Genomic DNA, 14,583 nt, shown 5'->3' on the forward strand with positions numbered 1-14,583 from the left:
GCCCGTCGGGATCCGACGGCAGTCTATCACGGTTTTTCGTATTTAGCGTCAGCGTTTATATGGCGATATCGGTTGGATACGACCGTACCATGACAGAGGGAGACGGCCAACTGGAAGCGAGACTGGCGGAACAAGAGGTATTCGAGCCGTCGGAGTCGTTCGTCGAGCAGGCGAACGTCTCCGACCCGGAGATATACGAGGAGTTCGAGGAGAACTGGCCCGAATGCTGGGAGGCGGCCGCCGACCTGCTGGAGTGGGAAACCGACTACGATCAGGTGCTCGACGACGGCAACCCGCCCTTCTACGAGTGGTTCACGGGCGGTGAACTCAACGCGTCGGCGAACTGCCTCGACCGACACCTCGACGAGCGCGGCGACGAGGTCGCCATCGAGTGGGTCGGTGAACCGGTCGACGAGGACGACCGCTCGTTCACGTACGAGGAACTCCACCGCGAGGTCAACGAGTTCGCGGCCGCCCTTCGGGAGCAGGGCGTCGAGGAGGACGACGTCGTCACGATGTACATGCCGATGATCCCGGAACTGCCGATCGCGATGCTGGCGTGCGCGCGCATCGGCGCGCCCCACAGCGTCGTGTTCGCCGGGTTCTCGGCCGACGCGCTCGCGACGCGGATGAACTCCGCGGAGTCGGAGTACCTCGTCACCTGCGACGGTTACTACCGCCGCGGCGACCCGCTCGACCACCTCGACAAGGCGAACGAGGGGCTCGCGGGCGTCGACCACGACACGACGACCGTCGTCGTCGACCGCCTCGGTCCGAACGGCGACGACTTCGGCCACGACCTCGGCGACGACCAGGTCGACTACGACGACCTCGTGGCCGAGCAGGCGGGCGCGACGGTCGAGCCGGTGACGCGCGACGCCGAGGACATGCTGTTCCTGATGTACACCTCGGGGACGACGGGGAAGCCGAAGGGCGTGAAACACACGACCGGCGGCTACCTCTCGTGGGTGTCGTGGACCTCGCAGTCGGTCCTCGACATCAAGCCGGATGACACGTACTTCTGTTCGGCCGACATCGGCTGGATCACGGGCCACTCCTACATCGTCTACGGGCCGCTCTCGCTCGGAACGACGACGATGATGTACGAGGGGACGCCCGACCACCCGGAGCGCGACCGCCTCTGGGAGATCATCGATGAGTACGAGGCGACCCAGTTGTACACCGCCCCGACGGCGATCCGGGCGTTCATGAAGTGGGGCGAGAAGTTCCCGGACCGCCACGACCTCTCCTCGCTGCGGCTGCTCGGCACGGTCGGCGAGCCGATCAACCCGCGCGCGTGGAAGTGGTACTACCAGCACATCGGGAACAAGGAGTGCCCGATCGTCGACACGTGGTGGCAGACCGAGACCGGCGGGATGATGGTGACGACGCTGCCCGGGGTGAAGGACATGAAACCCGGCGCGGCCGGACCGCCGCTGCCGGGGCTCGATGTCCAGATCCTCGACACGCTCGGCGACGAGGTAGAGCCGGGGAAGGCCGGCTACCTCACGGTACAGAAGCCGTGGCCGGGAATGCTCCGGACGCTGTACAACAACGACGAGCGCTACATCGAGGAGTACTGGGCGGAGTACTCCGACACCGACAGCGACGACCCCGACGACTGGGTGTACTTCCCCGAGGACGGCGCGAAGATCGACGACGACGGCTACATCACCGTCCTCGGCCGCGTCGACGACGTGCTCAACGTCTCCGGCCACCGGCTGGGGACGATGGAGATCGAGTCCGCCATCGTCGGCGTCGAAGGCGTCGCCGAGGCGGCCGTCGTCGGCGGGAACCACGACATCAAAGGCGAGGCGGTCTACACCTACGTGACGACCGAAGACGGCTACGAGGGTGACGACGAGCTCCGCGAGGCGATCGTCGCGGGCGTCGAGGACGCCATCGGTCCGATCGCGCGGCCCGAGCAGGTCGTGTTCACTCCGGACCTGCCGAAGACGCGCTCCGGGAAGATCATGCGTCGCCTGCTCGAGAACATCGCTGACGGCGAGGAACTCGGGAACACGAGCACGCTTCGGAACCCCGAGATCGTCGAGGAGATCCAGCAGAAGGCCGACGCCGAGTAGCGCTCGGCGGCCCGTTTTCGATCCGTTCCGGACACGACCACGACGGGCGATACGACGACAAACATCACGAAAATACCACACAAAACGACAACACACACCAAAACATGACAGATAATACCTCACGCGAACGAGACGACGCGGCGACCGATGGTGGCCGCGCACCCGACGACGCGGCCACCGATGGGGGTCGCGCAACTGACGACGCGGCCACCGACGGCGGCGTCGCGACCGGTGCGGCACAGACGCACAACGACACCGACTACCTCGGGGCGGAAGTGAACATCCTGAACCCGAGCACGCCGTACATGCGCGATCACCTCCGCATCGTCTGGACGGGGTTCGCCGTATGGGTCCTCGCGGTGTGGGGTCCGGTGACCCTGACGCGGCTCGCGCCCGGCCCGATGACGACCCAGATGCCGATCCTCGGGTTCCCGCTCCACTACTTCCTCGTCGCGTTCGGCGCGCCGACGAGCGCGCTCATCCTCGCGTTCTGGTACTCGCGAAAGCGGGACGCGCTCGATGAGAAGTACGGCATCGACCACGCCACGGTCACGAAGACTGAGAGCCGTGCCGAGGCCGCAGCGACCGACGGAGGGTCCGACGAATGACGGGGGTCATCCTACAGAGCGACCTCCTCCCGGAGGCACTCGACATCTCGTTCAAGCTGGTGCCGTCGCTCCTGGTGATCGGGATGCTGGGGCTGTTCCTCATGATCGGATTCGTCTTCCGCGTGGCCGACACCGACGACATGTGGGTCGCCGGCCGTTCCATCGGGAACGTCGAGAACGGGATGGCGATCGGAGCGAATTGGATGTCGGCGGCGTCATACCTCGGGATGGCGGCGTCCATCGCGCTGGCCGGCTTCTACGGGCTGGTGTTCGTCGTCGGCTGGACGACGGGATACTTCATCCTGCTCATCTTCCTCGCGGCGCAGCTGCGCCGGTTCGGGAAGTACACCGCGCCGGACTTCGTCGGCGACCGGTTCAACTCCGACACCGCGCGCGCCATCGCGGCGGTGACGACGTTCCTCATCGGGTTCGTCTACGCCATCGGACAGGCGAAGGGGATGGCGCTCGTCGGCCTGTACATCTTCGGTAACTACGGGGCATACGTCCCCGGCTTAGACGGGTACCAGGTGATGGTCGTCGCCATGATGGTCGTCACCGTCGGCTATCTGACGCTGTCCGGCATGCTGGGCGCCACGAAGAACCAGACCGTCCAGTACACCATCCTCATCCTCGCGTTCGTCCTCGGGCTGTTCGCCGTCGGCTACACCAACGGCTACTCCACGGTACTGCCGCAGCTCGAGTACGGGATGCTGATCAGCGAGCTCGGCAGCGAGTTCTCCGAACCGTTCGCCTCGTCGAGCTACTACCTGTGGGTCGCCACGACGTTCTCGCTGATCGTCGGTACCTGCGGGCTCCCGCACGTGCTCGTCCGGTTCTACACGGTCGAAAGCGAACGGACAGCCCGCTGGTCGACCGTCTGGGGCCTGTTCTTCATCTGTATCCTGTACTGGAGCGCCCCGGCGTTCGCGGCGTTCGGCACGGACCTCTACTCGCAGAACGTCGGCGCGACGTACGGCGACCCCGGCATGACGAGCGCGGCCAGCGAGGTCATCGTCGTGCTTGCGGCGCAGCTGTCGGAGCTGCCGGAGTGGTTCGTCGGCTTCGTCGCGGCGGGCGGTATCGCCGCGGCCATCGCGACGGTCGCCGGGCTGTTCATCGCCGGTTCGTCGGCGATCAGCCACGACATCTACACGAACATCATCAACGAGGACGCGACGCAGCGCCAGCAGATCCTCGTCGGCCGCCTCTCGATCGTCGCGCTGGGCGCGCTGACCACGCTGGCCGCGCTCAACCCCGCGTCGTCGATCGCGGCGCTCGTCGGGTACGCGTTCTCGCTCGCCGGCTCCGTCCTGTTCCCGATGTTCTTCCTCGGCATGTGGTGGGAGAACGCCAACCGGCAGGGCGCACTCGCCGGCATGACCACCGGACTGACGCTCTGGTCGATCCCGATGATCAACCAGATCGTCCCGACGTACATCGGCTCGCTCGAAGCGCCGCTGTCGGCCGGGCTCGCCACGTGGATGCCCGCCATCGGCTCGGCGCTCATTACGCTCCCGGTCGTGTTCGTCGTCACCGTCGTCGTCTCGATGGCGACCGACGAGCCGTCGCTGGAGACGAAGCGGATCGTCCGGCAGTGTCACAGCCCCGAGCCGATGGCACAGCAGGAGACCGCCGAGGACGTCGTCGCCGCGGACGGCGGCGAGGACGTGGCGACTGACGGCGGCCGCGCAGTTGACGACGCGGCCGCCGACGGTGACCGCGCAGTTGACGACGACGAAGCCACGGAGGAGCGATAATGTACGAACGCATCCTCGTCCCCACGGACGGTAGCGACGTCGCGGAGGCCGCCGTCGACCACGCGCTCGACCTCGCGGAGCAGTACGACGCGGAGGTCCACGCGCTGTACGTGGTCGACATCGACTCGGTGAACTTCAGTCTCGGAACCGAACAGGTCGACCGGCTCAAGCAGGGCCGGTTCGACGAGATGGGAGAGCTGAAAGATCAGGCCGACGAGGCGACGGGCGTGGTCGCCGAGCGCGGCGACGAACGCGGCGTCGACGTCGTCGAACACGTCTCCGGCGGGCGACCGCACAAGGTGATCGCCAACTACGCCGAGGACAACGACATCGACCTCATCGTGATGGGGAGCCACGGCCGCGCCGGCGTGCGCCGCGCGCTGCTCGGCAGCGTGACGGAGCGCACCCTGCGCTCGACGCACGTCCCCGTCCTCGTCGTCGACTACCTCGAAGAGGACTGAACCGCTTCGACGGGGACCGACCCCCGACAAGCGCGGCCGCCCAGACGGTCGATGAACCGCTCCGTCGCGCGGCCGACGCCGCGCGATTCCGCAACACCGACGTACCCCCTCCGCACACACTCACTTCATGCCCGACTCGGACGCCACGGAGCCGCCGGACGAGGAGCCGACCGACCGGAGCGTCGCCGACCGCGCCCGGCACGTGCTCAGCGAGAACGGGACCGGAATGCTCCAAGACCTACTGTTCGCGCTCGTGTGGGTGGGGCTCGCGTCGGCGCTGTACAACGTCGCCTTCTCGACGGCCCCGCAATGGGTGTTGTACATGTTCATGCTCGCGGGGATCCCGGCGTACTTCGGCTTCTTCATCTCGTTGGAGATGGCGAAGGAACGCAGCGCGCGCTGAGTCGGAGTCGGAGTCGGCTTTTTCTCCGGTCTCACCCGGCGAGATCGCGGATGTCGGAGACGTCGAGCAGCCGCTCGCCCGGGTCCAGCGCGGCGCGGTACGCCGCCCGCGCGACGGTGCCGACCGCGAGCGGCCGCGACTCGCCGAGCCGCGACGCGATCGGCGGCGCGCTCGCGGCGAACCGGAGGACCCGGTCGACGACGCCCGGGAGGTGTGGCTGCCCCTCTCCGTACACCGGTCCCGGCCGGAGGACGACGGTGTCGAGGTCGAGGTCGGCGACGGACGCCTCCGCGCGGCGCTTGGCCGTCAGGTAGGCGTTTCGGACGCCGGGCGGGTTCGCGGCGGCGGAGAGGAAGACGAACGTGTCGACGCCGGCGCGCTCGGCCTCCAAGGCCGTGAGGATCCCCGCGTCGCCGTTGACGCGTTCGAAGGTGACGCCCTCCGTCGGCGACTCGGTAAGCGTTCCGACCGAGTGGACCGCGGCGTCGACGCCGTCGAGGCGGTCGCGCCACGCGTTCGGTCGGAAGAGGTCGGCGCTCGTCCACGAGACCGCCTCGACCCACTCCTCGTCGAGGTCGGGGCGACCGCTCCGCGACACGCTGCGGACCTCGTGTCCGTCGCGGACCGCGAACCGACAGACGTCGCGTCCGATGAAGCCGCTGCCGCCGACGACGAGGAGGGTCGACATACGCCGCCGTACGCGCCGGGCCGTCTTGGGACTTCGGGACGGCGACCGAAAAGGAAGGGTCGGCGCGCGGTCAGCGTCGGAGGAACCCGAGGAGCGCGTAGTCGCGGTCGGGGTCGTACCGCCGGAACAGCAGACTGTTCGTCAGCACCGACACCGACGAGAACGCCATCGCGCCGGCCGCGAGGACGGGCTGGAGCAGCCCGAGCGACGCGAGCGGGATCATCGCGGTGTTGTAGCCGAGCGCCCACACGAGGTTCTGTCTGATCTTCTGGAGCGTCGCGTCCGAGACCCGGATCGCCTTCACCACGTCGAGCGGGTCGTCGCGCATCAGCGTCACGTCGGCCGCCTCGATGGCCACGTCGGTCCCGGAGCCGATGGCGGTGCCGACGTACGCCACCGCGAGCGCCGGGGCGTCGTTGACGCCGTCGCCGACCATCATCGCCTTCCGGCCGTCCGCCTGAATCGACTCCACCGCGTCGGACTTGTCCTCGGGCAGGACCCCGGCGCGGACGTCGTCGGGGTCGATGCCGACCTGCTCGGCGACCGCGCGGGCCGTACGCTCGTTGTCGCCGGTGATCATCATCACGTCGACGCCGCGGTCGCGGAGCTGGCTCACCGCCTCCGTCGCGCTCGGCTTCACCGTGTCGGCGTCGGCGACGACGCCGAGGAGCTCACCGTCGTCGGCTCCGGCGCGGACTCGCGCGACGAGCATCGCGGTCTTCCCCTCGCGTTCGAGCCGTTCCATCGTCTCCGCGGCTGGCTCGGGGTCGATCCCCGCGTCCCGCAGCAGCTTCCGGTTACCGACGAGTATCTCGTCCCCGTCGACGGTCGCCTTGACCCCGTGGCCGGGGACGTTCTCGAACGACTCGGGGTCGGAGAGGCCGATACCGCGCGCCTCGGCCCCCTCGACGATGGCGCGAGCGAGGGGGTGTTCGCTGCCGCGCTCCGCGCTCGCGGCGAGCCGGAGCACCTCGTCTTCGGCCGTCGGCCCGTCGACCGCCGCGTCGTTGCCGCCCTCGACGACCGCGCCGCCGTCGGGGGCGGCCTCGCCCTTGGTCCCGAGCGCGACCGCGTCCGTCAGCTCCATCTCCCCTTTCGTGAGCGTCCCCGTCTTGTCGAAGACGACGGTGTCGACGTCCTTCGCGCGTTCGAGGACGTCGCCGCCCTTGAACAGGACGCCGTTCTGCGCCCCGATGGTGGTCCCGACCATCGTCGCGGCCGGGGTCGCGAGGCCGAGCGCGCAGGGACACGCGATCAGGACCGAGGAGGCGAAGACGACGACCGCGAACTCGAACACCGAGACGGTGCCGCCGACCGGCGCGGGCCCGCCGGCGACCTGCCCCCACAGCGGGAGCCGGTCGACGAACGCCGCGAGCGTCTCGGGGAAGGCGAACCAGACCACCCCCCACAGCAGGGCGTTCGCGATGACCGCCGGCACGAAGTACGCGGAGATGCGGTCCGCGAGGTTCTGGATGTCGGGCTGGCGCGACTGGGCCTCCTTCACCGTCCGGACGATCTGCTGGAGGGCGGTGTCCGCGCCGACCTTCGTCGCCTCGACGACGAGGAGCCCGTTCTCGTTGATGGTCGACCCGACGACCTCGTCGCCCTCGGTCTTCTCGACGGGGACGGACTCGCCCGTGACCATCGACTCGTCGACGGCGGACTGCCCCTCGACGACGACGCCGTCGGTCGGGATCCGCTCGCCCGGCCGGACCTTCATGCGGTCGCCGACCGCGACCTCGTCGATCGGGACCTCCTCCTCGGTGCCGTCCTCGTCGACGAGGGTGGCGGTGTCTGCCTCCATCTCCAACAGCTTCCGGAGCGCCTCGCCGGCCTGCCCCTTCGAACGGGCTTCGAGGTAGTTGCCGAGCGTGATGAAGACGAGGATGAGCGCGGCCGTGTCGAAGTAGACGCTCCCGGCGATCAGATCGAGGAGGACGGCGACGGAGTAGACGTACGCCGTCGTCGAGCCCAGAGCGATCAGCACGTCCATGTTGGCGCGTCCGTTCGTGACGAGCGCCTTGTAGGAGTTCACGTAGAACGGACGGCCGAGCACGACCTGGACCGGCGTCGCGAGCGCGAACGCGACCCAGTGGATTCCGACGCCGAAGACCCGGTCCGGAACGACCGCGCCCCCGAGCAGGAGGGCGTCGACGAGGAAGAAGAGCAGCGGCGCTGATAAGGCGGCCCCGAACAGCGTCAGCCGGCGCTGCTTGCGAATCTCGGCGTTCCGGGCCGCGTCGCGCGCGCTCTCGCCGGATCCGTCTCTGCCAGTGCCGTCGGTCCCCTCACCGTTGGCGTCCTCGCCGTCGCCACCGCTGCCGTCCTCGCGGACCGGCGAGTACCCCGCGTCCTCGACGGCGTCGTACAGCGCCGAGAGCGAGGTCTCGGCGGGGTTGTACCGCACCCGCGCCTCGTCGGTGGCGTAGTTCACGTCGGCGTCGACGACCCCGTCGACGGCTTCGAGGGCGTCGCGGTTGGCGTCCGCGCAGTTCGCACAGCTCATGTCGGTGATCGCCACGGTCACCGTCTCGGAGACCGCGCCGTAGCCCGCGTCCTCGATCGCCTCGTAGATCGCGGCGAGCGAGGTCCGCTCCGAGTCGTACTCGACGCTCGCCTCGTCGGTGGCGTAGTTCGCGTCCGCCCGCGATACCCCGTCGAGCGACTCCACGGCGTCGCCGACCGTCGCCGAGCAGTTGGCGCAGCTCATCCCCGTGATGTCGAGGCGGGTGGTTCTGGTGCTCATCTTGGTTGGTACTACGGGGTACTCCCTTAGTGCGTTTTCCCATTCGGAAGCAAAGTCAGCGGCGGGACGAAATTTGGAATCAAAACTGAACGGGGCTATCGGCCGATTTTTACCCGCGTTTTCCCGCCGTACGTGGCGCACGCAACACTTATGACCACGTCGGGAGATCGTTGAGGTGCGATGGCGACAGGCAAGGTCGACTTCTTCAACGACACCGGCGGCTACGGATTCATCGAGACTGACGACGCTGACGAGGACGTGTTCTTCCACATGGAAGACGTCGGCGGCCCGGACCTCGAGGAGGGACAGGAGGTAGAGTTCGAGATCGAGGAGGCGGACAAGGGTCCGCGCGCGACGAACCTCACTCGGCTGTAACCCGTCCGGCGGTATCCGCTACCGGCTGACTCGGATAGCTCTCGAAACGCGTTCCGCGTATATTCATTCCCTGAGCGACCCCGCCGCCGTTTTGGTCGCCGAACGGTGAGCGTCCCCCATGGTGAGTGACGACACTCGCGCAGTCTCAGATGTTGACGATGCGCATGCGGTCCCGGACGATGACGACGCTCGCGCGGTCTCGGACGACCTCGACGCGTTCGTCGACGAGAACCTCGACCGATACGCCGAGACGCAGGGCGTCCTCCCCGAGCGGCTCGACGAGTTCGGCGAGACGTACCGGTCGCAGGGACATCTGACTCGGGACCAGTTGTACGAGATCGCCTACGAGTCGTCGACGCGGAGCGCCTACCACGTCGAGAAGAATCCCGAGGCGCGGTGCCGGGAGGTGACCCGAAACGCTCGCGCGGTCGACGGCGACTTCTCGTCGATCCACCTGATAACGGGACTCGCCGGGTTCAAAGCGCCGACCGCGTCGTGCGTGCTGGCCGCGCTCGACGGCGACCGCCACGCGGTCGTCGACACCCGCGTCTGGGCCTCGCTCGAACGATTGGGCTACCTCGACGGGCGCAAGGAGTCGTTCGACGCCGCCGACTACGTCGCGATGATCGGGCCGATCCGCGAGATCGCCGCCGAGACCGGCCACCGCGCCGTCGACGTGGGGTACGCGCTGTTCGCGCACGACGCGCACGTCCGCGAGGGGACGCTCCACTGACCCGCGGACCGAGTCGACGGCGACTCAGACCGGGAACTCGACGCCGGTCGCTTCGGTCGAATACTCCCAGAGCCGCCGGGCGTCCGCGCGGTCGTAGGAGGCGTCGTTCGAGCGGCCGACCGTCGGGTGCCCGCGCATGTTCATCAGGCCGCCCGGCTCGACGTACGCGCCGCCGTCGACGTCGGCCGTCGCCGCGTACAGCATGGGTTCGACGCCGACCTCCGGCTCCTGTCCGAGGACGGCGTTCGCGGCCTTCATCCCGACCTTCATCAGGGGGTTCCCGCTCTCCGCGGCGGTCCGCATCTGGAGGTTCGTGTCGGTGTAGCCGGGGTGGCAGGCGACGCTGCGAACGCCGCTTACGTCCTCGAACGCGTCGAGACGCCGCTGGAGCTCGTAGGCGAAAAGCAGGTTCGACAGCTTGCTGCGCCCGTACGCCTTCCATTTTCCGTACGACCGCTCCCAGTTGAGGTCGGTGAAGTCCATCTCGCCCTGCTCGTGAGCGCCGGACGACTGGGTGACGACGCGCGCGTCGCCCCCGACTCCCTCGGCCGCGTCGAGGAGCGGGAACAGGCGGCCGGTGAGCGCGAAGTGGCCGAGGTGGTTGACGCCGAACTGCGTCTCGAAGCCGTCCTCGGTCTCGCCGCGGGGAATCGCCATCACGCCCGCGTTGTTACAGAGGACGTCGACCGCGTCGTAGTCGGCGGCGAGCCCCTCGGCGAACGACGCCACGGAGTCGAGGGAGGCGAGGTCGCACTCGCGTACGTCGAGTTCGCCGTCGACCTCGCCGCCCGCGTCGGCGCGGATCTCGCTCGCGGCGTCCTCCGCGCGCTCGACGCTGCGACACGCCATCACGACGGTCGCGCCGCGCGCGGCGAACGCGCGGGTTCCTTCGAAGCCGAGCCCGCTGTTCGCGCCGGTGACGACCACCGTCTTCCCGTCCAGTCGCGGCATGTCGTCGGCCGTCCAGTCGGTCATGTCCGTACGGTGGGGCGTCACGGTGAGAAACCTGTCGGCCGGATCGGAGGTCGCCGCCGCGTGCGACACGTTCCCGGACAGGGCGACGAGACGCCGTCTGACGCCGATATCCACTTTCACCTCGCCGCCGGTGCGTTTTTAGGTGCCTCGGTGGAAGGGACGGACACCGAATGACGTCCTTCCAGTCGACGATCGGCGACGAGGAGGGGATCGCGGAGGAGCTGGCCGAGGGCCAGCGCGAGATCTCCATCGCCGAGTTCTTCGAGAAGAACAAACACATGCTCGGGTTCGACTCGGGCGCTCGCGGGCTCGTCACCGCCGTCAAGGAGGCGGTCGACAACGCCCTCGACGCGACCGAGGAGGCCGGCGTCCTCCCCGACATCTACATCGAGATCGAGGAGGTGGGCGACTACTACCGGCTCGTCATCGAGGACAACGGGCCGGGCATCACCAAAGAACAGCTCCCGAAAGTGTTCGGGAAGCTCCTCTACGGCAGCCGGTTCCACGCCCGCGAGCAGTCGAGAGGGCAACAGGGGATCGGGATCTCGGCGGCCGTGCTCTACTCCCAGCTGACCTCCGGCCAGCCGGCGAAGATCACCTCGCGGCCGAAGGGGCAGTCGCGGGCGCAGTACTTCGAGCTCATCATCGACACGGACACGAACGAGCCGGAGATTCAGGCGGACAGGGAGACGACGTGGGACCGCCCGCACGGCACGCGGATCGAACTGGAGATGGAGGCGAACATGCGCGCCCGCCAGCAGCTCCACGACTACGTGAAACACACCGCGGTCGTCAATCCCCACGCGCGGCTCGAACTGCGCGAGCCGGGGCTCGACGAGCCGCTGAAGTTCGAGCGCGCGACGGACGAGTTGCCCGCGGAGACTCACGAGATTCGGCCGCATCCCCACGGCGTCGAACTGGGGTCGCTGATCAAGATGCTGGAGGCGACCGAGTCGTACTCCGTCTCCGGATTCTTACAGGAGGAGTTCACGCGGGTCGGCAAGAAGACCGCAGACAGCGTCATCGACAACTTCCGCGACGTGTACTACGGCCGAGAGCTGTCGTGGTCGCCGCCGCGCGCCCACGACGACCGCGACCTCGCGAGCGCGGTCGCGGACGCGGTCGCCAACAAGGGCAAGGACGCGACGACCGCCTTCGCGGAGGGCGTCGCCGAGACCGTGTCGAATAACGACCGGCTCGCCCGCTCCGAACTCGCGGCGATCGTCGACGAGGTCGCCGAGACGGTCGAAGGCGACACGGGCAAGACGTTCGGCGGGACCGTCCGCGAGAACGCGGTCGACGCCGCGTGGCGGGCGATCACGGGAGCCGGCGGCGAAGGTGACGGCGAGAACGCCAATGCGTCCGGCAAGAACGACGACGGCGACGGTAGCGACGCCCCGGAATCCCCGCTCGTCCCCGACGTCTACGCCCTGGTCGACGACGCGACGTCGACCCGGAAGGACGACGCCGCGGTTCAGGCGATGGCCGAGGCGCTGGCCCGCCGGTTCGGGAACCTCGACGGCGACGCGTTCCGGGTCACGCTCGACGACCTCGAACGGCTCGTCGCGGACGCGGCGTCGTTCGTCGCCGAGCAGCGCGACGCGACGTTCGGCGAGACGGCCCGCGAGAACGTCGTCGAGGCGTTCTGGTCGCGGGCGCGGACGGTCCCGGACGACCCGCCGAAGGTGAAAGCGATCGCGGGAAGTCGCGACGCGGCCGCCGACCTGCTGGAGGCGATGCGGACGACGGACATCCTCGCGCCGCCGACCGACTGCCTCGCGCCGATCACGGCGGAGCTGGTCGAGGCGGGGCTGCGAAAGGAGTACGACGCGGACTTCTACGCGGCCGCGACCCGCGACGCCGAGGTCCACGGCGGCGACCCGTTCATCGTCGAGGCCGGGATCGCCTACGGCGGCGAGATTCCGGCGGAGGGGTCGGTCGAGCTGCTGCGGTTCGCGAACCGCGTCCCGCTCGTCTACCAGCGCGGCGCGTGCGCGACGACGGACGTGATAAAGTCGATCGGCTGGCGCAACTACGGGCTGGACCAGCCCGGCGGCTCCGGGATGCCGAACGGGCCGGCCGTCATCTCGATCCACGTCGCCTCCACCAACGTCCCGTTCACGAGCGAGTCGAAGGACGCGCTCGCGAACGTCCCCGCGATCGAAGACGAGATCGAACTGGCGGTGCGCGAGGCGGCCCGCGAGCTGAAGTCGTTCCTCAACAAGCGGCGCTCGATGCAACAGCGCCGTGAGAAACAGGACGTGCTCGGCCGGATCCTCCCGGAGATGGCCGACAAGGTCTCGGAGGTGACGGGCCGCTCGCGCCCCGACATCGACGGTGCGCTGGCGCGGATCATGAACAACGTCAGCGTCGAACGCGAGGTGAACGGCGAGACGGTGACGCTGGTCGTCGAGAACCACTCCGACGTGAACGAGGAGCTTGAGATCACGGACATCGTCTCGACGGAGCCGAGCGACCTCTCGGACGGGACGGCCGTGGACATGGACGGCGAGTGGTTCGTCCAGTGGAAGCCCGAGGTTCCCTCGGGCGACGAGCGGGAACTGACGTACGCGGTCGACGGCGACGCCGACTTCGAGGTCAGCGTCGGCGGCGTGGAGACGGAGAAACTGACGGTGAACGCATAAATGACGACCGAAAGCGACGCACGAGACGAGCTGATCGACCTAGCCGCGGACTTCTACGACCAGTTCGCGGCCGGGAAGATCCCCGAGATGACCCTTCCCACGCGGACGAAGAGCAACATCGAGTACGACGAGGAGAGCGGCGTCTGGACGTACGGCGATCGCACCTCGACGCGTAGCGCCAACTCGGTGCGGGGCGCGCGCAAGCTGTTGAAGGCGGCGTACACGATCGAGTTCCTCGCGGACCAGCTCGACGACGACCGCTCGTCCACGCTGCGTGAGCTGTACTACCTCTCCGAGTCGTGGGACAACGACGAGGCGCAGTTCAAATCGCAGGACGAGTCGAACGACCTCGTGGAGGATCTGGAGATCGTCACGGGCGTCACCCGCGAGGACTTCCACATGCGGCCCGAGGAGTCCGGCGCGAAGGTGATGGGACCGCTGGAGCTCCGCGAGCAGACGAACCGCGGCGACCGCGAGATCCACTGTCAGCTCGACGTGGGGCAGGGCGGCTACCAGATCCCGAACAACCCGGACACCATCGAGTTCCTCGACAACGACGCCGAGTTCGTCCTCTGCGTCGAGACCGGCGGGATGCGTGACCGGCTCGTCGAGAACGGGTTCGACGAGGAACACGACGCCTTGGTCGTCCACCTCGGCGGCCAGCCCGCCCGCGCCACGCGCCGGCTGACGAAACGGTTCCGCGACGAGCTCGACCTCCCCGTGGTGGTGTTCACAGACGGCGACCCGTGGTCGTACCGCATCTACGGCTCCGTCGCGTACGGCTCGATCAAGTCCGCGCACCTCTCGAAGTACCTCGCGACGCCCGAGGCGCGGTTCATCGGGATCCAGCCGGAGGACATCGTGGAGTACGACCTGCCCAGCGATCCCCTCGCCGACTCCGACATCAACGCGCTCGAATCGGAGTTGGAGGACCCGCGCTTCCAGACCGACTACTGGAAAGAGCAGATCGAGCTCCAGCTCGACATCGGGAAGAAGTCCGAACAGCAGTCGCTGGCGAGCCGCGGTCTCGACTTCGTCACCGACACCTACCTCCCCGAGCGGCTCGGCGAGATGGGCGTGCTGTGAACCGCGTCGACCCGTCGCTGAC

12 protein-coding genes are annotated in these 14,583 nt (G+C 68.3%); 9 read left to right on the forward strand and 3 right to left on the reverse strand.

The genetic code is table 11. The features are described from left to right. Window positions 1-89: 89 nt before the first annotated feature. The 5 genes from acs (at window position 90) to QOL69_RS16220 (ending at window position 5,313) form a co-directional block, all read left to right on the forward strand. A complete protein-coding gene (gene acs / locus QOL69_RS16200) occupies window positions 90-2,084 on the forward strand; it encodes an acetate--CoA ligase (RefSeq protein WP_283404020.1) in 1,995 nt (664 codons plus the stop codon). A gap of 104 nt (window positions 2,085-2,188) precedes the next feature. After that, on the forward strand, window positions 2,189-2,692 hold the full coding sequence (locus QOL69_RS16205) for a DUF4212 domain-containing protein (protein ID WP_283404021.1): 504 nt from the start codon (window positions 2,189-2,191) through the stop codon (window positions 2,690-2,692). Next, complete coding sequence (locus tag QOL69_RS16210; RefSeq protein ID WP_283404022.1) at window positions 2,689-4,449, forward strand: VC_2705 family sodium/solute symporter; 1,761 nt, start codon at window positions 2,689-2,691, stop codon at window positions 4,447-4,449. The genes QOL69_RS16205 and QOL69_RS16210 overlap by 4 nt, the downstream gene beginning before the upstream one ends. Beyond that, window positions 4,449-4,910 carry a universal stress protein gene (locus QOL69_RS16215; RefSeq protein WP_283404023.1) on the forward strand — a complete coding sequence of 154 codons (462 nt, stop codon included), beginning with the start codon at window positions 4,449-4,451 and terminating at the stop codon, window positions 4,908-4,910. Before QOL69_RS16210 ends, QOL69_RS16215 begins: the two co-directional genes overlap by 1 nt. A gap of 127 nt (window positions 4,911-5,037) precedes the next feature. Continuing rightward, window positions 5,038-5,313, forward strand: coding sequence for a DUF8119 family protein (locus tag QOL69_RS16220; RefSeq protein ID WP_283404024.1), 276 nt, complete (start codon window positions 5,038-5,040; stop codon window positions 5,311-5,313). A gap of 31 nt (window positions 5,314-5,344) precedes the next feature. On the opposite strand, the gene QOL69_RS16225 is transcribed toward QOL69_RS16220, so the two are convergent. Then, a complete protein-coding gene (locus QOL69_RS16225) occupies window positions 5,345-6,001 on the reverse strand; it encodes an NAD-dependent epimerase/dehydratase family protein (protein ID WP_283404025.1) in 657 nt (218 codons plus the stop codon). Window positions 6,002-6,071: 70 nt separating this feature from the next. Beyond that, window positions 6,072-8,747 carry a heavy metal translocating P-type ATPase gene (locus QOL69_RS16230; protein ID WP_283404026.1) on the reverse strand — a complete coding sequence of 892 codons (2,676 nt, stop codon included), beginning with the start codon at window positions 8,745-8,747 and terminating at the stop codon, window positions 6,072-6,074. A 180-nt stretch (window positions 8,748-8,927) separates the two neighbouring features. On the opposite strand from QOL69_RS16230, the gene QOL69_RS16235 reads away from it, so the two are divergent. Together QOL69_RS16235 and QOL69_RS16240 are read left to right on the forward strand one after the other, a co-directional pair. Continuing rightward, the gene (locus QOL69_RS16235) at window positions 8,928-9,122 is read left to right on the forward strand and encodes a cold-shock protein (RefSeq protein ID WP_004045866.1); all 195 of its coding nucleotides are present in this window, start codon (window positions 8,928-8,930) and stop codon (window positions 9,120-9,122) included. Between the two features lie 118 nt (window positions 9,123-9,240). Then, a complete protein-coding gene (locus QOL69_RS16240; protein ID WP_283404027.1) occupies window positions 9,241-9,855 on the forward strand; it encodes a hypothetical protein in 615 nt (204 codons plus the stop codon). Between the two features lie 24 nt (window positions 9,856-9,879). Here the strand turns inward: QOL69_RS16240 and QOL69_RS16245 are convergent, their stop codons facing one another. Then, entirely contained in the window at window positions 9,880-10,830 is a 951-nt protein-coding gene (locus QOL69_RS16245; protein ID WP_283404028.1) for an oxidoreductase, read from the reverse strand. 170 nt (window positions 10,831-11,000) lie between these two features. On the opposite strand from QOL69_RS16245, the gene QOL69_RS16250 reads away from it, so the two are divergent. Continuing rightward, window positions 11,001-13,475, forward strand: coding sequence for a DNA topoisomerase VI subunit B (locus QOL69_RS16250; protein WP_283404029.1), 2,475 nt, complete (start codon window positions 11,001-11,003; stop codon window positions 13,473-13,475). Next, window positions 13,476-14,561 (forward strand): DNA topoisomerase IV subunit A, encoded by a 1,086-nt coding sequence (locus QOL69_RS16255; protein ID WP_283404030.1) that lies wholly within the window; start codon window positions 13,476-13,478, stop codon window positions 14,559-14,561. The last annotated feature ends 22 nt before the right edge of the window (window positions 14,562-14,583 follow it).

Source organism: Halorubrum sp. DM2 (genome assembly GCF_901686465.1).
Taxonomy (GTDB): domain Archaea; phylum Halobacteriota; class Halobacteria; order Halobacteriales; family Haloferacaceae; genus Halorubrum.